This is a genomic window from Tepidiforma thermophila, assembly GCF_002563855.1.
Classification (GTDB): Bacteria; Chloroflexota; Dehalococcoidia; order Tepidiformales; family Tepidiformaceae; genus Tepidiforma; species Tepidiforma thermophila.
In genome coordinates this window covers 153,898-176,278 of the sequence record NZ_PDJQ01000001.1, presented here as the reverse complement: position 1 = coordinate 176,278, position 22,381 = coordinate 153,898, and the positions used below count along the sequence as shown (strand labels likewise).

Below are 22,381 nucleotides of genomic sequence, written 5' to 3'. Positions count from 1 at the left end.
GGCGTTCTCGTGGGTCGATCGGGGCCCCTCGGACGGCCAACCCGGGCACCCCCCTGACCGCTGCCGCGCGCGGCAGCTACGCTTGCCCCGGAAGAAAGGAGGATTCCGCCCATGTACTGCCCCCGCTGCGGTGCCTGGTCGGCACAGGGCGCCGCTTTCTGCTGGAAGTGCGGCGGAGCACTGACCCAGCAGCCCCCCGCCCCTGCTGCCGGGCCTGCCTCCCCCGGCCCGTCCCCCGCGGCTGCGAGCTCCCCGGGGACACCCCCCGCAGCCGGCCCCTGGCCGCAACAGGCGCCCCCACCGCCGCCGGCCTGGCCCCAAGCCCCCTACGCCTCCTACCCGCCGCCCGCCGGGGCCCTGCCGGGAAACTGGTTCTACCTCTCCGCCTCCGGGCTGGCCACCGCCATCACCGTCTTTGCCGCAATCACCGCTGTGCTCTACGGCATCGGCGCCGCGCTCGGCCTTGCCGGCGCCCTCGCCGCCGACTGGGAGACACTGGATGTCTCCGGCGGGTTCATCGGGTTCGGTGCCCTGGCGCTCCTCGTACTCTTCATCCTGCTCATCGTCTGGACCCGCCGGATCACCGGGAACCTCCTCCCATTCCAGCCAGTCCTCGAACTCGGCACCGGCTGGGCCGTCGGCAGCTGGTTCGTCCCCATCATCAACTACTGGTTCCCGCTCCGCATCTGGAACCAGGCCTGGCGCGCCACCACCCCCACCATCGCCCCTCCCATCGGCTGGCAGTGGAAGGGCCTCCCCGTGCCGGTGACCCACATCCTCGCCTGGGTGACCTTCCACATCGGCGTCGTCCTCGCAACTGTCGGCGTCCCCTCCGAAAGCGATACCTCCACCGCCAGCGGCTACGCCGGGTTCATCGGCGGCACCCTCGTCACCGTCAGCCAGGTGCTCCTCATCATGGTCGTCCGGAACCTCACCGCCCGCCAGGACGCCTACGCCCGCCAGTACCTTCCGCTCGTGGCCCCCGCGGTGACACCCGTCGGCCCCATCCAGCGCGCCGGCGGCTGAGGCGCGTCCCCGCCCGGACGCCGGCAGGGGCCGGGATAGCTGCCGGCCCCCGCTTCTTGCGCTCCCCGGACAGCGCTTACTCGGCGCCCTCCTCGGCCTTCGCCTGGGAGGCCGCGGCCGCGCCCGCCGCGCGCTGCCCGAGCTCCCGGTCCATGAAAAGGATGCCCGTCCGGTCATCGCCGACCATCCGCAGCCGCTCGAGGATCGTGCTCACCGTCGCCTCCTCCTCCGTCTGCTCGTTCACGAACCACTGCAGCAACGGCAGCGACGCATAATCCCGCTCCTCCAGCGCCTGCGCATACAGGTCGTGGATCGCCTTCGTCACCCGCTGCTCATGCCGGAGTGCCGCCTCGAACGCCTCCACCACCGTCCCCGGCGTCGGCGCCGGCTTGTCCAGCGCCAGCAGCTCCAGCTTCCCCCCGCGCTCCAGCACGAAGTTGATGAACTTCATCGCGTGCGTGTACTCCTCCGACGACTGCAGCCGCATCCAGTGGCTGAACCCCGGCAGGCTTCGCAGCTCGAAGTCCGCACCCATCTGCAGGTACACGAACGACGATTCAAACTCTAGCTTGATCTGCGCGTTGTACGCGCGCGTCAGCGATTCAGAAAGCTGCACCGCAAAAACCTCCTGCGCCCGAAGTCCGGGCCCCCCTCCAGTCTACCTGCAATCCGCACCCCGCCCCACGTGAGCCCCCTCCCTGCTCCCCGCTCCCTGCTCCCTGCTCCCTCGGCGGGGCCGGTGCGGCCGGGGCGGGGCTCCCTCCTCCCTCCTCCCTCGGCGGGGCCGGTACGGCCGGGGCGGGGCTCCCTCCTCCCTGCTCCCTCGGCGGGGCCGGTGCGGCCGGGGCGGGGCTCCCTCCTCCCTGCTCCCTCGGCGGGGCCGGTGCGGCCGGGGCGGGGCTCCCTCCTCCCTGCTCCCTCGGCGGGGCCGGTACGGCCGGGGCGGGGCTCCCTCCTCCCTCCTCCCTCCTCCCTCGGTGGGGCCGGTGCGGCCGGGGCGGGGCTCCCTCCTCCCTCCTCCCTCCTCCCTCGGCGGGGCGGGTGCGGCCGGGGCGGGGCTCCCTCCTCCCTCTCCCTCCTCCCCTCCCCTACACTTCCTGCATGCCTGCCATCGCCCGGCTCCCCCTCCCCCCGCCCGGTGCTCCGCCTGGCTGGCTCGCCGACGCCCTCGACGCCCTCCCTGAGGACGCCCGCTGCCTCCTCGTCGATGCCGATGCCCTCGCCGCAGCACCCGCGCCGTCCCGCGCGGAACTCCTCCGCCTCGTCCTCGGCCGCGTCCCCGTCATCGCCTGGTTCGAAGGCACCCTCGCCGGCGCAGCCCTCGATCTCGCCCTCGCCGCCGACATCCGCATCTGCGGCGCCGCCGCGGCCATATCCGGCCCCTCCGGATGGCCCGGCCGCCTTCGACTCCTCGCGCCGGCCGCCGCCGATCGGCTCGCCCGCGGCGAAACCCTCGCCGCCCCCGACCTCTACGCCGCAGGCCTCGTTTCCGCGCTCCTCCCGGCAGGCGGCGCCGCCGCCGAAGCCGGGCGGCTCGCCGCCGTCGTCGCCTCCCGCGGGCCCATCGCCCTCGAACTCGCAAAGGAGGCCATCTGGCGCGGTCTCCCCCAGCCACTCGAACAGGCCTTGCGGTTCGAGACCGATTTGACCATGCTCCTCCAAACCACCAAAGATCGGGCAGAAGGTGTCCGCGCCTTCCTCGAAAAACGCCCGCCAGCCTTCACAGGTGAATGACCGATGATCGTGTTGCTCGACGAGCCCGAAGCCTGGTCCCTCATGATGCTCATCAGCGCCGTCGCGGTCGATAACGCCGACCTCTCCGACGAAGGCAAGGAGGCCATCCGCCGCTGGCGCTCCGAGCGCGGCGAAGGCTCACCGCTCCTAGCCGACCTCACCGAGGAACTCAACCGGGCCCTCAACGCCTACATCGATGCCCAGTTCACCCGCCGCGTCAAGAACAAAGGCTGGTACGAAACGGTGCGGAGGTAACCTCCATGGATATCAAATTCAACGAAGACGAGGTCAACGAGCTCCTCACCGTCATCGTCAACCGCATCGCCGACGAAGCCGGCCTCTCCGACCGCGACCGCGCCATGCTCAAGAACTGGCGCTCCAAACAGATGCGCCCCGGCCGCGACGACATGACAGAGCTCGTCCAGAAGGTCAACGAAGACTTCGCCCAGCAGATGGCCCGCCGCCAGCGCAGCCAGATTCGCAAGCCCGACTGGCTCGAATAACCCCCGCCCGCCCGTGACCGACCCGGTCCGCTTCGAGATCGACCCCCGCGGCATCGCCACCATCACCCTCGACCGCCCCGAACGGCTGAACGCCATCAACCTCCGCATGCGCGACCTCCTCTGGGAGTACCTCGCCGCCGCCGCCGCCATCCCCGAAGTCCGCGCCATACTCTTCCGCGGCGAAGGCCGCACGTTCAGCGCCGGCGCCGATATCTCCGAGTTCGGCACCGCGCCCTCCATCATGGCCGCACGCCGCGCCCGCCACGACCGCGATATCTGGTGGCAGCTCCTCACTCACCGCTGCGTCACCATCGCCCGCATGCACGGCTACTGCTACGGCGCCGGCCTCGAACTCCCCCTCTTCTGCGACCTCCGCATCGCCAGCGCCGACGCCCGCCTCGCCCTCCCCGAGGTCTCCCTCGCCTACATCCCTTCCGCCGGCGGCACCCAGATGCTCCCCCGCATCGCACCGCCCGGCGTCGCCGCCCACCTCATCCTCACCGGCGAGCCGATCGATGCCGAGACCGCCCTCCGCTGGGGCATCGTTGACCGCGTCGTCCCGCCCGGCGACCTCGATGCCGCCGTCGAAGCCGCCCTCGCCGCGGCCCTCGCCGACCCGGCCGCCGCCCGCGCCCGCCGCCTCCGCCTCCTCGGCGTCGCCGACACCGCCGAAGCCGGCCCGCCGCTACCCTAAACACCGTGATCGAGCACGACGACCTCCCTTCACCGCGTCCGCCGGTCTTCCTCGGCTGCTTCACTGCCCTCGCCGTCCTCGTCTTCCTCTTCGGCGTCGGCTCCTGCCTCGTCGTCTACTGGGAATCCGGCGCCGATACCGGGAAAGTCCGCCTCGAACTCGCCGAAGCCTACGGACCTGGCACCGTCCAGTTCGTCGGCGCCCACAATCTCTACATCGCGCGGCTGCCCGGCGGCGCCTTCCTCGCCCTCGCCGACCTCGACGCCGCCAACCGCGCCAACCCGGCCCGCCGCTGCCGCGTCTACCCCATCCCCGCCGCCGACCCCGCCCTCCCTGCCCTCCTCGACCGTTACCGCGGCCGCCTGAGCACCGAAGCCCGCGGCTCCACCCTCCTCTTCCGCGAAGACTGCTACGGCGCACTCTACGACTTCACCGGCATCCGCATCGATGCCGATGGTCCCAACCTCGACCGCTACCCCACCTCGATCGACGCGGACGGCTACCTCGTCGTCGATACCAGCCGGCGCACCTGCACCGCCCGCAGCGGCGCCGACGAGGCCGTCGAACGCCCCTGCACCGCCCGCTGAGCACCCCGGCGTTCACTGCACCCCATCTCCCGATCGGGTAGGATCCGCGCACCTCGACGCATCCCGCCGCCGGAGGCCGCCTGTGGACGCCTACCGCGCCATCATCACCAAGCGCGATACCCGCCACTTCCTCCCCGACCCCATCCCGCCGGACGTCCTCACGCGCATCCTCCAGGCCGGGCGCATGGCCGGCAGCTCCAAGAACAGCCAGCCTGTCCGCATGGTCGTCGTGCAGGACCCCGGACGCCGCGCCGCCCTCGCCGCCTGCGGCGACTACGCCGAGCACCTCAAGTCGGCGCCCCTCGCAATCGCCGTCGTCCTCCTCCCCGGCGGCGGCCACTTCGATGCCGGCCGCGCCGCCCAGAACCTCATGGTCGCGGCCTGGGCCGACGGCATCACCAGCTGCCCCATCGCCATGCACCGCCAGGAGTGTGCCCGCAACGTCCTTGGCATCCCGCCCGAGCACACAATCGCCACCGTCCTCGCCATGGGCTACCCCGACCTCAAACACCCGCTCAGCCAGGGACGCCAGCGGCTCCCCCTCGATGAACTCGTCTCGTGGGAGCGCTGGGGCGCCCACCGCCCCGAGGGCGGCTAAACCGCAAGGCTCAGCCCGTCGCTCGCAATCACCACCGGCCCGCCGTAGTACGCCGCCGCCGTATCCAAGAGCTCCTCCGCCCGCTCCCCCGGGTTCAGGTGCGTCAACACCAGCAGCTTCGCGCCGGCCTCCTTCGCCACCCGCGCCACGTACGCAATCTCCGCATGCGTCTGTTCGAACGCCCGCCGAATCGCCGCCGCCCGCCGCTCATCGAAACCCGCCGCCCAGCGCGACAGTCCCGCCAGCGAGTAGCACTCGTGAATGAGCGCCGCCGCGCCCTCCGCCAGCGGCACCATCACCTCCGCCGCCTCCGTTGTATCGCCGCTGTACACCACCGCCTTCCCCTCGGCCTCGAACCGCCGCGCCTCGCACACGAGGTTCGGCGCGTGCGGCACCTGCTCGGTCCGCACGACAAACGGCCCCGCCTCCCGCACATCGCCCGGCATCACTTCCACCACCGGCACCTCGAGCGGCTCGCCCCACGCCCGGCCCGGCATCCCCGTCACCAGCGCCGCTGTTCCGACCGCCTGCTGCGCGTACGCCGCCGTCCCCGGCGGACCCTGGATCTCGAGCGGGAGCTTCCCGTACGGGAAGGTCATCGCCTGGATGAACGTCGCCAGCCCCAGCACGTGGTCCGGGTGCAGGTGGCTGAGAAAGATCCGGCTGATGCTCGCCGGCGAAATCCCCGCCATCACCAGCCGGTCGTACGCCCGCGGCCCGCAGTCGAGCAGCACCGATTCGCCCCCGCCCGTCAGCAGGATCGACGACCCCGCCCGGTGCGGCGTATCGGTCCCTGCCCCGCTGCCGAGGAACTGGATGCGCACGCCGATCAGCCTACCAGCCCCCGCGATCGTGACAACTGCCCGCCCGAGGCGGTACCGTTCGCCCGGAACCCCACGAGGAGGCACGTGTGTCCACCCAGGAGTGGTATCTCTTCGGTCACCTGCTCGGCGTCTTCTTCCTGCTCGCCGCCACCGGGCTCACGACCGGCGCCGCCATCGCCGCAGGCCGCGCCGCCGCCGCCAACACCGTCGTCACCCTCATCGACCTCCAGCTCCGCTCCGAGCGCATCGTCACCTCCATCGGCGCCATCCTCGCCATCGTCTTCGGCTCGCTCCTCGTCAACGAAGCCGGCTACTCCTTCGGCGACGCCTGGATCTCCACCGCCTACACCCTCATCATCATCGCCCTCGCCCTCGACCACGGCGTCTACCTGCGCAGAGTCAAAGCTGCCCGCGACATCGCGGTTTCGCTCGGCAACGGCCCTGTCACGGTCGAGCTCCGCGACAAACTGAACGACGGCATCGCCCGCCTGACTGGCATCGTCCTTGTCCTCATCTGGCTCGTCTTCCTCTGGCTCATGATCGCCAAGCCCGGCGCCTGACCCGCCCGGCGCTGCCCCGCTCCCGCCGCATCCGGTCCGCGCGTTCGCGCCCGGCGCTGGGGCGGTGGTGGCTGTCCCGGGCGCGCCGCCCCCGGCAGACACCCCGCGCGCCCGGGCTCGGACCGGCTCGAACCCGCACCTCCGCTCAATCCCACGGCAGCCGCCGCAGGCCGAGCCTACACCGCCAGTGGGTCCTCCGCGATCGCCACCAGGTGCGGGCTCACCTGCGGCAGCCGGTCAATCCCCACCGCATCGAGCACCCCGAGGTAGTCGTGCAGCTGCTTCTCCCGCAGCTTCCCGAGCCGTTCGATGCCCGCCTGGAGGCGCTCCATGTCCCCCGCAAACAGCAGCGCCAGCGCCTCGCGCTCGGCATGGCTGTAGCGCAGCTCGATGCTCAGCGCCGCCTCCGCCCGGCCCAGCCAGAACCGCACGTTCTCCCGCCCGCGCGGGTGGTGCTGGATGTACCACAGCAGGTGCCGCTTGCCGTACTCCAGGTGCCGCCGCGAATCCCGCGCCAGCAGCGAGAACAGCTTCCGCTCCACCTCGGTCTTCGCAAAGTCGCCGTACGCCTCGAAGAGCGTCAGCTCGTAGGACTTGTAGACCACATCTACCGCCGTGATCATCTCGGTGAACTTCAGCGCCCCGTACCACGCCCGGTAGAGCGCACCCAGCGGCGCCTGCCCCAGCCCGCCGCCGTTCGCCAGCGCCCGCTTGCGGAGCGCCTCCACCTTGTGCCCGGCGTCGTAAATCTGCGTCCCAAGGAACAGCTTCACGTCGTGGAAGCCGTAGCTGATCGGCTCCAGCCACTTCGCGAGGATCTTCTGCTCCACCAGCCCGTGCCCGCTGTAGAGCGTCGCCAGCTGGCACACCGCCTTTTCGATCTCCGCCGGCAGCTCCGCCAGCCCCTCGTTCCAGTCCAGGTCCGTCGCCGGCACCCACCGGTCGCGGATGGCATCCTCGTACAGCTCGTCGACACCCTCAGCCCAGACTTCCACCTTGTCGTAGATGTAGTAGCTCCCGGGCGCGTAGTTGTCCGGCGACGGGTGCGCGCCCCGCGGCGTGTCGTTCTCGTACGGCCAGTGGTCCGGCACCTGCCCGTACGTTCCGATGTTGATGTCCTTCAGCAGCAACCCGCGCTCGCTCGGCTTCGCGCGCACCCCGCGCTCCGAACGGGTCCGGATGAAGTTGAAGGTCACGTTCGGTATCCGCTCCGGGTCCCGGTCCACCAGGTCGAGAAAGCCGCGCACCCGCTCCTCCGGGATGCGCATCATCGCGATGTTCGCCACCGTCACGTCTTTGAGCGGCGACGCCTCGATGCGGGCGATCGTCTCCTCGCTCCAGCCCAGTTCGCGGGCGCGTGTCTTCGTCGCGGTGCTCAGCTGCATCGGTCCATCCTTTCGGCTGCGAGGTCGCTGGTGGGGGTGCCGCCAGTCAGTTCACCGGGTCGAGGAATTCGCGCAGGCCCGGCGCCATCCGCTCCCGCCGGTCGCCCAGCCCGATGACCTCGAGCCGGTGCATGTACTCGTTCACCTGCCGCTTCCGCATCAGCAGCAGCTTCGCGTACCCCTCGTCGATATGCTCGATGCCGCCGCCGGCAAGAATCGCCAGCGCCTCCCCCGTCGTCGGGTTGGTCGTCAGGCTCGCCTGCTGGCTCTGCGCCAGCGCCCCCTCCTGGATGTCCAGGTAGTGGTGCATCTCTTCCTTCCGCCACGGTTCGGTGTCCATCACGTACTTCATGTGCGTCACACCGAACGCCAGGTGGCGGCTCTCGTCCTGCGCCGAAAGCCGGAAAATCTTCTTCTCCGCCTCGTTCTGCGCAATCAGCTCGCCCATCCGGAAGAGCGTCTGCACGAACCCCTCGCCCACCAGGTGCAGCAGCGCCGTCATCTCGGTGAAGTCATCCACCGACAGCAGGTTGATGGCGCCGAACCCGGCATCCACCATCCCGCCGCCGTTGACCAGCGCGCGCTTCCGGAACACGTCGAGGTGCCGGCTCTCGTCCATAATCTGCGTGCCCAGGAACAGCTGCGACTCGAAGTGGTCCGGGTGCACCTGCTCCATGAACCGCCCCGGCAGGTCGCCCGCAATGAACTCCACCTGCGTCAGGAACGTGCACAGCGTGCACATCGCCCATTCGAGGTCATCCGGCAGCGGCTGGATCGTCTCCCACGGGATATCCACCGCGCTCGACCACTGCCGCTGGTTCGCCTCTTCGTAGAGCAGCATCGCGCTCTCCGACCAGACGTCCGCCTTCGAACGGTACTGCCGCGCATGCCGCGGCGACCGCGGGTCGGCCAGGGCACCGCGCGGCTTGAACACCGGTGCGCCCGCCTCGTCGAGGTCCACCACCCCGTACCGCGTCAGGGTGTTGATCTGCTCCAGCGTCAGCCCGCGCCGCGTCGCCTGCAGCCGCGCGCCGGTCTCCGTGTCGAGGTTCAACCAGTCGAAATTCAGCCCGGGAACGTCCACAAACGAAGGCGACGTCATCGGGGCACCTCCAGGACCCTTGATTGGCGGAGTATATCGCACGGATAGAACGTTCGCTGCACGCGAAATCTTCGCCGGCCCTCGCCCCGGCGCCCCCGCCTTGGCAGCCGCCTCCGTTCTGCTATCCTTACTCCCGATGCGCCAGTTCGACGCACTGCCTCGCGAGGTTGTGAACGCCCCGGACTCACCGGGGCGCGTGCTTTAGCGCCGCGTCGGCGGACCGCGGCCCACCAGGGCGACTCGCACGGCCGGCAGCCCGGCCCTCACGCCCCCTCTGGTTCTCCCCCAGCGCGCCGTCGAAACTCTTCATAAGAATTTCGTAAGAACGACCCCGGCGCCGGCTGCGCCGGCCCCGCTATCACCATCCCCGCAGGAGTGCTGCCCCAATGCCCGAAAAAATCTACATCTTCGATACCACCCTCCGTGACGGCGAACAGTCCGCAGGCGTCGCCTTCACCCCCGGCGAAAAGCTCGAAATCGCCCGCCAGCTCGAAAAGCTCGGCGTCGACATCATCGAAGCCGGTTTCCCCTGTTCCACGCCGGGCGACCTCGAAGCCGTCCGCACCATCGCCCGCGAGGTCCGCACGCCGACCATCTGCGCCCTCGCCCGCGCCGTCCCCGCCGACATCGATACCGCCTGGGAGGCCGTCAAAGAAGCCTCCGAGCCCCGCATCCACGTCTTCATCAACTCCAGCGACATCCAGATGGCCCACCAGCTCCGCAAAGACCGCGAGCAGGTGCTCATCCAGGCCGAGGAGATGGTGAAGCACGCCGCCCGCTACACCAGCAACGTCGAATTCAGCCCGATGGACGCCACCCGGGCCGACCCCCACTTCATCTTCGAAATCGTCCGCCGCTGCATCGATGCCGGCGCCACCACCATCAACATCCCCGACTCCGTCGGCTACGCCATCCCCGAAGAGCTCGGCGCCTTCTTCCGCGCTCTCTTCGAAAACGTCCCCAACATCCACAAGGCCCGCGTCTCCTTCCACGGCCAAAACGACCTCGGCCTCTGCACCGCCAACACCCTCACCGCCATCCAGAACGGCGCCCGCCAGGTCGAAGTCACCATCAACGGCATCGGCGAACGCGCCGGCAATACCTCCCTCGAAGAAGTCGTCATGGCCATTAAGACCCGCAGCGACTTCCTCCCCTTCTACACCGACATCAACACCCGCGAGATCTACCGCACCTCCAAGCTCGTCGAACGCTACTCCGGCATGCCCGTCCAGTGGAACAAGGCCATCGTCGGCAAGAACGCCTTCCGCCACGGCTCCGGCATCCACCAGGACGGCATCCTCAAGCTCCGCGAAACCTGGGAAATCATGGACCCCGCCGAAATCGGCATCCCCCAGGGCACCCAGCTCGTCCTCGGCAAGCTCTCCGGCCGCCACGCCTTCAAAGAGCACATGCTCGAACTCGGCTACGAACTCACCGACGAAGAACTGAACCGCGTCTTCGCCGCCTTCAAAGAGCTCGCCGATAAGAAAATCGAAGTCGACGACCGCGACCTCGAGGCGCTCGTCAACGAAAACGTCCGCGCCATGGATACCGCCGGCTGGCGGCTCGACCTCGTCCAGGTCTCCGCAGGCGACCACGCCACCCCGACGGCCACCCTCCGCCTCGTCGACCCCGAAGGCAACATCAAGGTCGATGCCGCCGTCGGCACCGGCCCCGTCGACGCCGTCTACCGCGCCATGAACCGGATTACCGGCCTCGCCCCGCGTCTCACGGAGTTCTCCGTCAAGAGCGTGACCGAAGGCATCGACGCCCAGGGCGAAGTCACCATCCGCATCGAAGACGACAAAGGCCGCACCTACACCGGCCGCGCCGCCGATACCGACATCATCGTCGCCAGCGCCCGGGCCTACATGAACGCCCTCAACCGGATGCTCTCCGTCCAGGCGCGCAACGCCGAGGTCCGCGCCAACCCCTAGCCCCCCGCCCCGTACACCCGCGCCCGGGAGGGTACAATTACCGGCCATGCTGGAATCCCCCTCCCGGGCGCCGCGGTTCTACGGCTGGGTCGTCGTCGGCGCCGTCTTCGGCATCCTCTTCGTCGCCTTCGGCGCCGCCTACTCCTTCGCAGCCTTCTTCAACGCCCTCCGCGACGACTTCGGCGCCACCCGCGGCGATATCTCCCTCGTCTTCGCCCTGGCCGGGTTCCTCTATTTCGGCCTCGGCGCCGTCACCGGCCTCCTCGCCGACCGCCTCGGCCCCCGCCGGGTCATCGGCGCCGGCATCCTCTGCATCGCAGCCGGCATGGCCGCCGCGGCTTTCGCCCAGGCTGTCTGGCAGGTCTACCTCACCTACTCCCTCGGCGTCGGCCTCGGCGTCGGGCTGGCCTACGTCCCGGCCGTCGGAGTCGTCCAGCGCTGGTTCATCCGCCGGCGCGGCATGGCCTCCGGCTTCGCCGTGGCCGGCATCGGCGCCGGCACCCTTGTCATGCCGCTCGTCGCCGCAGCCGCCATTGAAACCCTCGGCTGGCGCCCCTCGTTCGTCCTCCTCGCGGTCGTCGCCCTCGCCATCGGCATCCCCTCCGTCCTCGCCATCGTCCCCAACCCCGCCGACCGCGGCCTCTACCCCGACGGCGACCGCTTTCCGCCCCCGGCGGTCGGCCCCGCGGGCGGCCCCACCGTCGCCCAGGTGCTCCGCACCCGCGCCTTCTGGCTCATGTTCGGTGCCGGCCTCTCCACCAGCCTCGGCATCTTCATCCCCTTCGCCCACCTCACCCCCTACGCCCGCGACCACGGCTACTCCGATGCCTTCGGCGCCCTCCTCGTCGGGCTCATCGGCGTCGGCTCGATCGCCGGCCGGCTCGTCCTCGGCAGCTCCGCCGACCGCCTCGGCCGCCGCCGCTCCCTCGCCGGCACCTTCACCGCGATGGCCATCTGCCTCGCCTGGTGGCTGATCGCCACCGAAGCCTGGGCCCTCGTGCTCTTCGCCGTGGCCTTCGGCGCCTCCTACGGCGGGTTCGTCGCTCTCATGCCGGCCCTCGCCGCCGACTACTTCGCCGGCCGCCGCTTCTCCACCGTCCTCGGCCTCATCTACACCAGCGCCGCCGTTGGCGCGCTCGTCGGCCCCACCCTCGCCGGCGCCCTCTACGATGCCCGCGAAAGCTACGCGCTCCCCATCACCCTCGGCATCCTGCTCAATGGCGTCGCCGTCGCCTGCATGGTCCTCCTCCGCGACCCGGCTCCCGCCGCCAGCACAGCGCCCTCCGCCGCGCCCGCAGCGCGCTAGCGCTCACCGCGCCACAATACGTTCGTGAAACAGTTCACCAGCCTCGCCGCGATGAGCCTCCTGGCGCTCCTGCTCCTCTCCGCCTGCGGCCTCAAGGACAAGTCCTACGCCACCTCCCCCTCGCTCCGTGCACTCATCGGCACCACCACCGGCAACGTCGCCTTCCGCCCGCCTGAGCCCCCGCCCGCCCCGGTCGCCCCGCCCGCCGACTGGGAGCTGCACTTCTCGCTGGCAACCTTCTCCCGCCTCGAAAACGAACAGCCCAGCCTCCAGGTCGTCCTTCAGGTCCGCACCCACCCGGGCGCAGGCTTCGAATTCTGGCTCCTCGACGAAGCCGGCCAGGCGGTCGCCCGCTGGTCGGCCGGGGCCACCACCAGCTACGTCGGCACCGTCTGCTTCCAGCTCGAACTCGCACGCGACGGCGAAGCCGTGCCGCTCGGCTCCGGCGAGCACCGTGCCATCGTCGTCTTCCGCGAATTCGGCGGCCAGGTAATCGCAGCCCGTGAAGCCCGCGTCACCGGCAACGCCCCCCGGCTCGAAGGCACCGTTCCCGCCCCGAACAGCCCCGTCTACCGCGAAGCCCTGGCCTGCCCGAAGGGGTCCTGAACCAGCGCTACGGCCGCCGCCACGCCAGCCACTGCGCCGCTGCCAGCAGCAGGCAGGCATTCGCCGCAGCCGGGGCGAGCCACCGTCCCTCAGCCGTAAACCCGTCCCACGCGAGCACCGCCGCCGCCCACAGCATCCCCCCGAGTGCCGCATTGATCGCCGCAATCCGCGGCAGCCAGCCGATCCGGCGCTGCCACGCCAGCACCGCCAGCGCCGCCGCAGCCGCCGCCAGCACCCCGCCCGCCGCCCACGCCGCCCACCGCGGCACGTCGAACCAGCCCGCGAGGCTCTCTCCAGCCGCCAGCCAGGCCGTCGCCGCAGCGCCCGCCAGCACGGCATTCGCCCAGAGCACCAGCACGGCCGGCGACCGAAGCGGGAGCAGGTGCCTCCGGTGGCTCACGGTTCGAGCGTAGCACGGCCTCCTGCTACAGCCGGTCAGCGCCTCTCACAGCAGCACCAGGTTGTCGCGGTGCACCACTTCCTCCCCGTAGCTGTACCCCAGCACCTCCGCAATCCGGTCCGACCGCACCCCGCGGATCCGCTCCAGCTCCTCCGACGAATAGTTCACGAGCCCGGCCGCCACCCGGTTCCCCTCAAGGTCGCGCACTTCCACCGAATCGCCCCGCTGGAAGCTCCCCGAGACCGCAGCAACCCCCGCCGGCAGCAGGCTCCGGCCCCGCGCCCGCAGCGCCTCCGCCGCGCCCGCATCAACCGTAATCCACCCGCCCCGCGTGATGTTCCCCAGGATCCACCGCTTCCGGCTCTCCAGCCGGTCCCCCGGCGCCGGGAAGTAGGTCCCCGTCGTCTCGCCCCGCGCTGCCGCAATGAGCGCCTCCGGCTCCCGCCCCGAGCAGATCACCACATCGACCCCGGCCTGCGTCGCGATATGCGCCGCCCGCAGCTTCGTCGCCATCCCGCCCGTCCCAGGCCCGTGCGCTCCCCCGCCCAGCGCCTCGATCCGCGCATCGATCCGCTCCACCCGCCGGATCAGCTGCGCGCCCGGGTTCGTCCTCGGGTCCGCATCGTACAGGCCTGCCACGTCCGTCAGGATCACCAGCAGGTCCGCATCGACGAGGTTCGCCACATACGCCGAGAGGCTGTCGTTCTCCCCAATCCGCGTTGCCAGCACCTCGTCGAGCGCCACCGCATCGTTCTCGTTGATGATCGGCACCGTCCCCGCATCGAGCAGGTCGCGCAGGGTGTTTCGTGCGTTCAGGTAGGCCAGCCGGTCCGAAAGGTCGCGCCGCGTCAGCAGCACCTGCGCCACCACCGTATCGTGCCAGTCAAACAGCTCATCCCAGCTTTGCATCAGGTGGCTCTGCCCCACCGACGCAATCGCCTGCCGGCTCAGCGCCCGCATCGTCGCAGCCCGTCCCCGCAGCCGGTGCCGCCCTGCAGCCTGCGCCCCCGATGAGACCACCGCCACCTGGCACCCCGCCTGCCGGAGCCGCACCACCTGCCCCACCAGCCGCGACATCGCCTCCAGGTCGAGCCGGTCCGAACCCGCCGTCAGCAGGCTCGTCCCGAACTTCGCCACAATCCGCCGGTAACGCACGCCACAAGTAGACCGCGCCCGGCCCGAACGCGAAAGCGCCGCCTTACGCCGTCCGCGGCGCCTCACGCCGCAGCCCGGGCTGGAGCGCGATCGCCCCGGCCACCGCCGCCAGCGTCGCCCAGGCCATCGCCGGGAACACCGCCTCCATGCTCGTCGCCTGGGCCGCCGCCCCCACGGGGAACGCCGCCAGCATCGCCAGCCCCATCGCAAGCGGGAACAGCCCCATCACCCTCCCGCGCATCGCTTCCTCCACCCGCTGCTGCGCAATCGTCGTCGACGACACCATCGTCGTCACGAGCATGAACCCGAGCCCGAAGTTCGCCAGCGCCGTCAGCGGCACCAGCCGCGAATAGGCGAAGACCAGCGCGCACAGCCCGAACCCGGCGCCCCCCGCCCAAAGCGTCAGCCCCCGCCCCGGCAGGTCGCTCCGCTTCCAAAAAACCAGCGACGCCGCCATCGTGCCCAACCCCCAGGTCATCGCCATAAAACCGAACTGCGTCTCCGAAAGGCCCAGCACATTCCGCATCCACGAAGGACCAAGCGACGCCGGCCCCGGCATCCCCAGCAGCTGAATCGCCAGCACCAGCACAATGACCGCGAAGATCGTCGGCTCGCCCCGCGTATAGCGCAGCCCCTCCCAGGTGTTCCGCACCACCCCCGCGCCCGCCGCCCCCTGCCCCCGCGACCGGAACCGCAGCGCGAACAGCAGCGGCAGCACCCCAGCCCACGCCAAAAGCGTCATCGCGTACACCTGCCCGGCCTCCAGCCGTCCATTCAGGAAGCCCACCAGCGGCAGCGCCAGCGGGAACGTCACCTGCTGCGCCACCATCTGCAGCGCAATCGCCGAGGGCACGGCCGCCATCCCCACAATCGCCGGCGTCGCCGCCTGCCGTGCCGGCTGGTCGACCGCCATGTTCGCCGCCGCCGCGAACGTCAGTGCCAGCAGCACCGCCACGTTCGCCGCGCCGAACGGCTCCGCCAGCATCAGCGCCGCAATCGCCCCGTTGATCGCCAGCGCCGCCAGCTGTGTCGCAATCAGCAGCCGCCGCCGCTCCATCCGGTCCGCCAGCGCACCCCCGACCAGCCCGAACAGGATCATCGCCGAGCCCCGCGACGCCCCAAGCAGCCCAATGAACAGCACCTCACGCTCCGGGTACCGCTCCTGCACCCAGAAGACTTGCGTCAGGAACTGCATCGGCATCACGAAGCTGACGAGCACCGACCCCGCGAACAGCAGCCGGAAATCCCGCGACTCGAGGGCGTTCGCCGACATCGGGCGAACTCTACGCCCCTGTTAACAATCCGGCGAGCCGGCCTCACCCTTCCGCCCGAACCGCTCCAGCTCCCGCGCGAGGTTCAGCGGCCGCGTCACCGCTTCCCGGTCATACGGCCCCCACGCCTCCCGCGGCACCAGCCACATCACCTCGAACTCGTTGCCGTCCGGGTCCTGCCCGTAGAGCGACTTCGTCGCACCGTGGTCGGATTGCCCCGTAAGCGCCCCAAGCTCCGCCAGCACCCGTCGCATCTCCGCCAGCTCCTCGATCGTGTCCACCTGCCACGCGAGGTGGTACAGCCCCACCGCCTGCCCGGTGAACGGCCCGGGCGCTCCCTCGCCCAGCGCAAACAGCCCGAGGTCGTGGTGGTTGTCCGAACCCGCCGCCCGCAGAAAGACGGCCCGGCCGCCCATGTTCGCAATCACCTCGAACCCGAACGCGCGCTCGTAAAACGCCGCCGCCCGCTCCGCGTCGCGGACGAACAGCACCGCATGATTCAACCGCCGCACGCGAGCCATACCTCATCCCTCCTCTGCTACTCGCCCACAGTACTCCCAGCTCCCAGCTCCCAACTCCAAGCTCCCAGCTCCCCGTTCCCGGCTCCCCGTTCCCCGCTCCCTACCCCCGGGGCAGCCCCAGCCCGCGCTGCGCGATGATGTTCTTCTGGATTTCGCTCGTGCCGCCGCCGATCGGGCCGGAGACCGACAGCAGGTAGCTCGTCAGGACACGCCCCCGCAGCTGCGCCCATTTCGAACCCGGCTGCAGCGCCCCGTACGGCCCCAGCAGGTTCACCCCGGCATTCGCCACCTCGATGCCGAGCATCGCCATCCACACCTTGCCGATACTCGCCTCGTAGTTCGGCACCTCCCCCTTCGCCTGCAGCCATGCCGTCCGGAACGCCACCAGCCGCCCCACCTCCGCCTTGATCGCCAGGTCCGCCAGCTTCAGCCGCACCTCCGGCTTATCCCATGGCCGCCCGCCCGGGTGCCGCTCCTTCGCCCACCGGATCAGGTCGTGCACCGTCCGCCGCGCACCGGAAATCGCCGCAATGTTCGACCGCTCGAAGTCGAGCGTCGTCGTCGCCACGTACCAGCCGTTATTCTCCCCGCCCAGCAGGTCGCGCGCCGGCACCCGGACGTCCTCGAAGAACACCTGGTTGAAGTCGTGCCGGTATGCGAGGTTCTCAATCGGCTGCACCGTAATCCCCGGCGACCGCATGTCCACAATGAAGGCGCTGATCCCCTTGTGCTTCGGCCGGTCCGGGTCCGTCCGCGCCAGGAGCATCATCCGGTCCGCCACGTGCCCGTTCGAGGTCCAGATTTTCTGACCGTTGATGATGTACTCATCCCCGTCCCGCACCGCCCGCGTCTGCATGCTCGCCAGGTCCGACCCGCTCCCCGGCTCGCTGAAGCCCTGGCAGTACCACTCCTCGCCCGAGGCCATCTTCGGCAGATAGCGCGCCTTCTGCTCCTCCGTCCCGTGGACCAGCACCGTCGGCCCCGTGATTCCGATGGTGAACAGCCGCCCGCCCGAGGGCGCACGGTGGTAGGCAAGCTCCTCGTTCAGGATAAACTGCTCGATCGCCGTCTTCCCCATCCCGCCGTACTGCTCCGGCCAGGCCGGCGCCAGCCACCGCCGCGCCCCCAGCTTCCGCATGAACTCCCGGGCGAACGGCACCCGCTCCTTCGCATCGAAAAAGTCGTCGTCGCCTTCGAACTCCGGCGGCAGCTCGGCCTTGAGGAACGCCCGCAGCTCCTGGCGCCAGGCCTCCGTCTCCGGGGAAAGCCGGAACTCCATCGTCGCCTCCTGCAGCCCTCCCGGTCCTGTGTCACCGGAGTGTAGCGCACGCGCCGGTGCGGGGCCCTCGGGCAGCCTCCGCCGAATTCCTCTGCAGATTTCCACGCCCGCGTCACCTCAGCCCCCTTTGCCGTGGACGCATCGGGTCGAAATTGGAAACGAGAAGGGATCGCCGCATCCCTGCGAGCGGCCGTCTCCCCGATCGCACTTCCCAAGCACGCCCCCAGGGTTGGGGTCCGATGGAGAGCACGATGCGTCGTCGTCACCTGCCCGGCCTCTCGGCCATCAGCAACCTGAACATCGCCAACAAACTCGGCCTCATCGTGGCCGTCATGGCGGTCCCAATCGTCGCCCTGCTCGTCGTCCAGTTCCTCGACCAGCGCGCCACCCAGGAACAGGCCGCCAAAGAGCGCGATGGCCTCGAATACGTCTCCACCGTCATCCCCTTCCTCCGCGAAGTCCAGCTCCACCGCGGCCTCGTCCTCCGCGTCCTCGCCGGCGACGCCAACTCCGTCGAAACGATGAACCAGTCCGCCCGCGCAGCCGACAACGCGCTCGCCGCCATCAACGAGATGGATGCCCGCTACGGCAGCCGCTTCGGCACCCGCGACCTCGTCGCCTTCCTCAACCAGGAGTGGGCGAACGTCAAGAACTCCACCGGCAGCCCCGAGACTGCCAACGCTGCCCACACCCGCCTCATCCAGGACGGCATCTTCCCCCTCCTCTCCACCGTCGCCCTCCGCTCCGAACTCGTCCTCGACCCCGACCTTGATACCCGCAACGTCATCGCCGCCCTCACCGAATCACTCCCCCGCCTCACCGAATCGCTCTCCCTCATCCGCGCCACCGGCACCGAAACCCTGATCACCCGGGCCAACCTCACCGCAACCGACCAGCAGAAGGCGTTCCTCGCGGCCCAGCTCGCCATCGCTTCCGAGCACGCTGCCGCCCTCGACCGCCAGCTCCAGGTCGCCATCGCCGAGAATAGCGATTTCGCCGCCACCCTCGACCCGGCCGTCCGCCGCGCCGCAACCACCCGCACCACCTTCTTCGACATGACCCGCGGCCAGGTCCTGGTCAGCGGCAACCTCTCCGGCACCGCGGCCGAAGGCTTCTTCTACATGGGCGGCAGCGCGATCGATACCTCGAACCAGCTCCTGGCCGCCGCACAGGAGACCCTCAACGCCGCCTTCGACCAGCGCGCAGCCGATGCCCGCCAGCAGTTCTACCTCTTCGGCGGCGCAGCCGTCGGTGGCGTCGCGCTCGCCCTGCTCCTCGCCATCGTCATCTCCCTCAGCATCACCCGCCCGGTCCGCCACCTCGCCGAAGTCGCCGACCGCATCAGCCTCGGCGAACTCGACGCCCGGATCGACGTCGAGTCCAACGACGAAATCGGCCGCCTCGCCGAATCGCTCCGCCGTATGCAGACCAGCCTGCGCGCCGCAATCGAACGCCTGCGCCAGCGCCGCCAGCAGGCCGCCTGACGGCCGCCCGCACCTGACCAGCCGGAGGAGAGCAGGCCATGCAGCCAGCCGAGCCGATGAGCCGCGAACTCGCCAGCCGCATCGCCAGCGCCGTGCGTAACCTCGAAGGCGTCCGCTCCGTCGTCGTCTGCGGGCCCGAAGGCCAGCCCCTCGCCGCCGTCAACGAGCCCGACCCGGCCCGTGCTGCCGCCCTCGCCAGCTTCCTTGCCCTCCGTGCCGAAGCCCTCCCAACTGACGGCGACCTCCGCGGCATGGGCAAACAGCTCGCCGGCAGCCGCTTCCTGCAGGCCGCCATCAGCGGCGGCCCCGTCGAGGCCACCCTGCTCCCCCTCCAGGGCGCCTGCCTCTGCATCACCCACGCGCCTGGCCGCGCCCAGGCGATCGCCGCCGGCCTCCAGCCCATCGCCCGCCGGTTCGGCGCCACCCCGCCCGCGAGGAGTTGACCGCCATGATGTTCCCCAAGGACCGAACCCTCTACGCCAACCTCAACACCTCCTTCACCTCCTTCGACGCGCTCGTCGACGATTGCCGCGGCCGCAGGCTCACCGGCTACATCGAGGTCGCCTTCCCCGGCTGGACTGGCACCCTCATCCTCTCCGAAGGCGAAATCCTCAACGGCGTCGTCGAAGCCGGCCCCGACCACGTCACCGGCCCCTCCGCCATCCGCGCCATCGCCGAGCGCGCAGCCCAGAAAGACGGCACCATCTCCGTCTCCACCGCCTTCCCCGATGTCGTCCTGCTCGTCCACCGCCTCACCGAGAGCCGCCCCCTCTATAAAGACCTCACCAGCGCCTTCACCAGCCTCGACCGCCTCATCGCCAAGCTCCGCTCCGATGCCATCACCGGTTACGTAGAAGTCCAGGTCACCGGCGATGCCGGCGTCGGCGTCATCTACCTCCAGGACGGCGAGCCGATCGAATCCGTCTTCGCCGCACCCCGCGTCCCCATGATGTCCGGCCAGGACGCCCTCAACGCCATCGTCGCCGCCGTCAACGCCGCCGGCGGCACCTTTAACGTCTTCATCGAAGCAAACGCCCCCTCCGCCATCGGCCTCCCCCGCCAGGCGCCCCAGGCCGAATCCTACCGGCAGGACCTCCTCGCCTTCTGGGCCGACGTCCTCCAGCGCGTCGAACAGTACGTCGATGGCGTCTCCAAGCCCGGCCGCTTCGCCCTCGCCTTCCGAGAAGTCCTCGTCAACCGCGCCGCCACCTACCCGTTCCTCGACCCCTTCGCCGCCGAGTTCTCGTACACCAACGGCGCCATCGAATTCCACGGGCCCCTGCCCGACGATTTCAGCAAAGCCCTCGGAGACTGCCTCGGCGATACCATCTCCCGCCTCGCCTTCCAGCTCAAGCGCGCCGACCTCGAGACCCGCATCCGCGCCGCCCTCGAAGGCGTCAGCGAACGCCACGCAGCCGTCGTCGACCGGTTCGGTCTCCGCGAAGAATTCCAGGAGTTCGTTGCCTGACAGGCACCACCAGGGGTGCAGCCATGGAGCGCGAAATCGAGCAACTCACCCGGCTCCCCGCCGTCGAAGGCGCCTTCCTCTGCGATAACCGCGGCGACGTCATCGTGAGCTCCGACCCCGCAGTCCTCGCGACCGTCACCATGAACACCATCGGCCGCGAAATCGGCCGCGCCTTCGTCGCCCTCCAGGCCGCCGGCTTCCCCGCCAACCGCATCGACCTCACCTACGATTCCTGGCGCCTCCTCGCACAGGACCTCGGCGATGCCCTCCTCTTCGTCATCGCCCAGCCTGCCGTCGATATGGCCATGGTCCGCCTCACCGCCGATGTCGTCGTCGCTGCCTGGCAGAAAGACCCGGCCGCCCGGAAACGGCTCCAGAAGCACCGCTCCGAGCGCGCCCAGCTCGTCAATCGCACCGCCCTCGACCCCGGTTCCTGGCTCTCCTGGAACGTCATCGCCCAGCGCGGCAGCTAGCGCGCCCACCGCACCTTCGCCCCAGGGAGGACACCAATGCCCGAAGGACTCACCGGCAGCCTCGCCCAGCTCCCCCTTATCGACCTCCTGAAAATGCTCGCCGCCGGCGCGCAATCCGGCCGCCTCGAACTCTCCTCAGGCCTCGACCTCGGCGACCTCTACCTCCACCGGGGCCAGCTCGTCCACGCCGAGGCATCCGGCGACTGGGGCGAGGCCGCCTTCGCCCGCCTCGTCACCTGGCCCAACGGCCAGTTCCGCTTCATCCCCGGCGAAGAACCCCCCGAGCGCACCATCGCCAGGCCGCTCGACCAGCTCCTCGCCGAGGCTGCCCGGATCGCCTCCGAACGCGAGGCCATCCGCCGCGTCGTCCCCTCCATGGACATCGTCCCCCGCCTCGCCCGGAAGGCCCCCCGTCCCCAGCTGACCATCGACGCCGCCGACTGGGAGCTCATCACCCTCCTCGACGGTTCCCGCACCGCTGCCTCGCTCGCCGCCGAACTCGGCCTCGACGACTTCGAAGCCATGCGCCGCATCTATCGCCTGAAGCTCGCCGGTCTCGTGGAATTCGAAAAGCCCCAGCAGCTCGCCCCCGCCGCCAGGGCGCTCGCCGGCCCGGCCTTCTTCCAGGCGCTCCACACCGCCGTCGCCGCCGCCGTCGGCCCCCTCGCCGAGATCATCATCGACGACTGCCTCGACGCCATGGGCCACACCCGCCAGGACTTCCCCCGCGACGGCATCGCCCGCCTCGCTGAGGCGATCAGCAACGAAATCACCGACCCCGAAAAGCGCGTCAAATTCCAGCAGACGATGCTCGCGCTGATCCGCGGCCAGCAGGCAGCCTAGCACGCCTGCCGCCGGCCACCAGGGTCGCCCAGCAGCTCCCGCAGCTTCCGCAGCGCCCGCGTCTGCCGCGACTTCACGGCGTCGACCGTCGCCCCCATCGCCTCCGCCGTTTCCGCCAGCGAAAGCCCGTGGAGGAATCGCAGCGTCACCACCTCCGCATCGGCCCGCGGCAGGCTCGCAACCGCCTTCGCCAGCGCGACCTGCTCGTCATGCCCCTCCAGCCCGGGGTCTGCCCCATCAAACGCCTCCAGCGCAACCACCGGCGGAGCCCGGAACAGCCGCCGCCGGTGCTCCGTCACCACATGCCGCGCAATCCCGAACAGCCACGCCCGTGCCGGCAGCCCCCGGTCCTGCAGGTGCTCAGCACTCCGCCACGCCTGCTCGAACACCAGCGCTGCCAGGTCCTCCGCGTCGCTCGCCGAGGCTACCCGCGAGTACGCGTACCGGTAGATCGCCGGCATCTCCCGCTCGAACAGTTCGCGCCATGCGCCGGGCTCCCGTCGCCGCAGCCGCTCGATCAGCCCTGGTTCTGCCCTCCCCGGCCCGTCCGCCGCCTCAATCCCCCCGAAGTCGGCGGCCAGCGCCAGTGCGATCGCTCCCATCGGCCACGCCAGGCCCGCCACCC

The 22,381-nt window shown here is 70.3% G+C and carries 26 protein-coding genes; 16 read left to right on the top strand and 10 right to left on the bottom strand.

What is annotated here, in order from left to right; all coding sequences use genetic code 11:
- Positions 1 to 432 precede the first annotated feature (432 nt).
- Positions 433 to 1,026 carry a DUF4328 domain-containing protein gene (locus tag A9A59_RS13885; protein WP_165772407.1) on the top strand — a complete coding sequence of 198 codons (594 nt, stop codon included), beginning with the start codon at positions 433 to 435 and terminating at the stop codon, positions 1,024 to 1,026.
- A gap of 76 nt (positions 1,027 to 1,102) precedes the next feature.
- Here A9A59_RS13885 and A9A59_RS00900 read toward each other — a convergent pair whose 3' ends face one another.
- Positions 1,103 to 1,642, bottom strand: a complete 540-nt coding sequence (locus A9A59_RS00900) for a ferritin (protein WP_098502481.1) — start codon at positions 1,640 to 1,642, stop codon at positions 1,103 to 1,105.
- A gap of 485 nt (positions 1,643 to 2,127) precedes the next feature.
- Here A9A59_RS00900 and A9A59_RS00895 point away from each other — a divergent pair, with 485 nt between their 5' ends.
- The 6 genes from A9A59_RS00895 to A9A59_RS00875 all read left to right on the top strand — a co-directional run bounded on the left by A9A59_RS00895 (position 2,128) and on the right by A9A59_RS00875 (position 5,142).
- Positions 2,128 to 2,760 (top strand): enoyl-CoA hydratase-related protein, encoded by a 633-nt coding sequence (locus A9A59_RS00895; protein WP_098502480.1) that lies wholly within the window; start codon positions 2,128 to 2,130, stop codon positions 2,758 to 2,760.
- Positions 2,761 to 2,763: 3 nt separating this feature from the next.
- Positions 2,764 to 3,015 (top strand): hypothetical protein, encoded by a 252-nt coding sequence (locus A9A59_RS00890; RefSeq protein ID WP_098502479.1) that lies wholly within the window; start codon positions 2,764 to 2,766, stop codon positions 3,013 to 3,015.
- 5 nt (positions 3,016 to 3,020) lie between these two features.
- On the top strand, positions 3,021 to 3,263 hold the full coding sequence (locus A9A59_RS00885; protein ID WP_098502478.1) for a hypothetical protein: 243 nt from the start codon (positions 3,021 to 3,023) through the stop codon (positions 3,261 to 3,263).
- Positions 3,264 to 3,276: 13 nt separating this feature from the next.
- A complete protein-coding gene (locus tag A9A59_RS00880; protein WP_098502477.1) occupies positions 3,277 to 3,957 on the top strand; it encodes an enoyl-CoA hydratase/isomerase family protein in 681 nt (226 codons plus the stop codon).
- A gap of 5 nt (positions 3,958 to 3,962) precedes the next feature.
- Positions 3,963 to 4,544 carry a hypothetical protein gene (locus A9A59_RS13880; protein ID WP_165772406.1) on the top strand — a complete coding sequence of 194 codons (582 nt, stop codon included), beginning with the start codon at positions 3,963 to 3,965 and terminating at the stop codon, positions 4,542 to 4,544.
- An 82-nt stretch (positions 4,545 to 4,626) separates the two neighbouring features.
- A complete protein-coding gene (locus A9A59_RS00875; RefSeq protein ID WP_165772405.1) occupies positions 4,627 to 5,142 on the top strand; it encodes a nitroreductase family protein in 516 nt (171 codons plus the stop codon).
- Here the strand turns inward: A9A59_RS00875 and A9A59_RS00870 are convergent.
- Positions 5,139 to 5,966, bottom strand: a complete 828-nt coding sequence (locus tag A9A59_RS00870; protein ID WP_165772404.1) for an MBL fold metallo-hydrolase — start codon at positions 5,964 to 5,966, stop codon at positions 5,139 to 5,141. The two genes, A9A59_RS00875 and A9A59_RS00870, sit on opposite strands and share 4 nt — an antisense overlap.
- 86 nt (positions 5,967 to 6,052) lie before the next feature.
- On the opposite strand from A9A59_RS00870, the gene A9A59_RS00865 reads away from it, so the two are divergent.
- A complete protein-coding gene (locus A9A59_RS00865; RefSeq protein ID WP_165772403.1) occupies positions 6,053 to 6,526 on the top strand; it encodes a DUF2269 family protein in 474 nt (157 codons plus the stop codon).
- A gap of 176 nt (positions 6,527 to 6,702) precedes the next feature.
- Here the strand turns inward: A9A59_RS00865 and A9A59_RS00860 are convergent, their stop codons facing one another.
- Both A9A59_RS00860 and A9A59_RS00855 read right to left on the bottom strand, forming a co-directional pair.
- Positions 6,703 to 7,911, bottom strand: coding sequence for a hypothetical protein (locus A9A59_RS00860; protein WP_098502473.1), 1,209 nt, complete (start codon positions 7,909 to 7,911; stop codon positions 6,703 to 6,705).
- Between the two features lie 46 nt (positions 7,912 to 7,957).
- On the bottom strand, positions 7,958 to 9,013 hold the full coding sequence (locus tag A9A59_RS00855; protein WP_098502472.1) for a ferritin-like domain-containing protein: 1,056 nt from the start codon (positions 9,011 to 9,013) through the stop codon (positions 7,958 to 7,960).
- 386 nt (positions 9,014 to 9,399) lie between these two features.
- On the opposite strand from A9A59_RS00855, the gene A9A59_RS00850 reads away from it, so the two are divergent.
- Genes A9A59_RS00850 through A9A59_RS00840 form a run of 3 tightly spaced genes read left to right on the top strand, consistent with a single transcriptional unit; the run spans position 9,400 to position 12,862 of the window.
- Complete coding sequence (locus tag A9A59_RS00850) at positions 9,400 to 10,950, top strand: 2-isopropylmalate synthase (RefSeq protein WP_098502471.1); 1,551 nt, start codon at positions 9,400 to 9,402, stop codon at positions 10,948 to 10,950.
- 46 nt (positions 10,951 to 10,996) lie between these two features.
- Positions 10,997 to 12,256 carry an MFS transporter gene (locus A9A59_RS00845; RefSeq protein WP_098502470.1) on the top strand — a complete coding sequence of 420 codons (1,260 nt, stop codon included), beginning with the start codon at positions 10,997 to 10,999 and terminating at the stop codon, positions 12,254 to 12,256.
- Between the two features lie 24 nt (positions 12,257 to 12,280).
- A complete protein-coding gene (locus tag A9A59_RS00840) occupies positions 12,281 to 12,862 on the top strand; it encodes a hypothetical protein (RefSeq protein WP_098502469.1) in 582 nt (193 codons plus the stop codon).
- A gap of 7 nt (positions 12,863 to 12,869) precedes the next feature.
- On the opposite strand, the gene A9A59_RS00835 is transcribed toward A9A59_RS00840, so the two are convergent.
- From A9A59_RS00835 to A9A59_RS00815, 5 genes are all read right to left on the bottom strand, one after another.
- Positions 12,870 to 13,262, bottom strand: coding sequence for a hypothetical protein (locus A9A59_RS00835; protein ID WP_098502468.1), 393 nt, complete (start codon positions 13,260 to 13,262; stop codon positions 12,870 to 12,872).
- 45 nt (positions 13,263 to 13,307) lie between these two features.
- Entirely contained in the window at positions 13,308 to 14,417 is a 1,110-nt protein-coding gene (proB, locus tag A9A59_RS00830; protein ID WP_098502467.1) for a glutamate 5-kinase, read from the bottom strand.
- 43 nt (positions 14,418 to 14,460) lie between these two features.
- Complete coding sequence (locus tag A9A59_RS00825) at positions 14,461 to 15,690, bottom strand: MFS transporter (RefSeq protein WP_098502466.1); 1,230 nt, start codon at positions 15,688 to 15,690, stop codon at positions 14,461 to 14,463.
- Between the two features lie 21 nt (positions 15,691 to 15,711).
- Positions 15,712 to 16,209, bottom strand: coding sequence for a VOC family protein (locus tag A9A59_RS00820; protein WP_098502465.1), 498 nt, complete (start codon positions 16,207 to 16,209; stop codon positions 15,712 to 15,714).
- Between the two features lie 100 nt (positions 16,210 to 16,309).
- Positions 16,310 to 17,488: an acyl-CoA dehydrogenase family protein gene (locus tag A9A59_RS00815; protein ID WP_098502464.1), complete on the bottom strand. Its 1,179-nt coding sequence runs from the start codon at positions 17,486 to 17,488 to the stop codon at positions 16,310 to 16,312.
- A gap of 251 nt (positions 17,489 to 17,739) precedes the next feature.
- On the opposite strand from A9A59_RS00815, the gene A9A59_RS00810 reads away from it, so the two are divergent.
- From A9A59_RS00810 to A9A59_RS00790, 5 genes are read left to right on the top strand one after another with little or no spacing between them, the layout of a single operon-like run.
- Positions 17,740 to 18,972, top strand: a complete 1,233-nt coding sequence (locus A9A59_RS00810) for a HAMP domain-containing protein (protein WP_133117460.1) — start codon at positions 17,740 to 17,742, stop codon at positions 18,970 to 18,972.
- A gap of 38 nt (positions 18,973 to 19,010) precedes the next feature.
- A complete protein-coding gene (locus A9A59_RS13875) occupies positions 19,011 to 19,415 on the top strand; it encodes a hypothetical protein (protein WP_098502462.1) in 405 nt (134 codons plus the stop codon).
- Between the two features lie 5 nt (positions 19,416 to 19,420).
- Entirely contained in the window at positions 19,421 to 20,440 is a 1,020-nt protein-coding gene (locus tag A9A59_RS00800) for a hypothetical protein (RefSeq protein ID WP_133117459.1), read from the top strand.
- Between the two features lie 23 nt (positions 20,441 to 20,463).
- A complete protein-coding gene (locus A9A59_RS00795) occupies positions 20,464 to 20,913 on the top strand; it encodes a hypothetical protein (RefSeq protein ID WP_098502460.1) in 450 nt (149 codons plus the stop codon).
- A 36-nt stretch (positions 20,914 to 20,949) separates the two neighbouring features.
- Positions 20,950 to 21,756, top strand: coding sequence for a DUF4388 domain-containing protein (locus A9A59_RS00790; RefSeq protein ID WP_098502459.1), 807 nt, complete (start codon positions 20,950 to 20,952; stop codon positions 21,754 to 21,756).
- Here A9A59_RS00790 and A9A59_RS00785 read toward each other — a convergent pair.
- Entirely contained in the window at positions 21,753 to 22,379 is a 627-nt protein-coding gene (locus A9A59_RS00785) for an RNA polymerase sigma factor (protein ID WP_133117458.1), read from the bottom strand. The genes A9A59_RS00790 and A9A59_RS00785 overlap by 4 nt on opposite strands.
- Between the last annotated feature and the right edge of the window lie 2 nt (positions 22,380 to 22,381).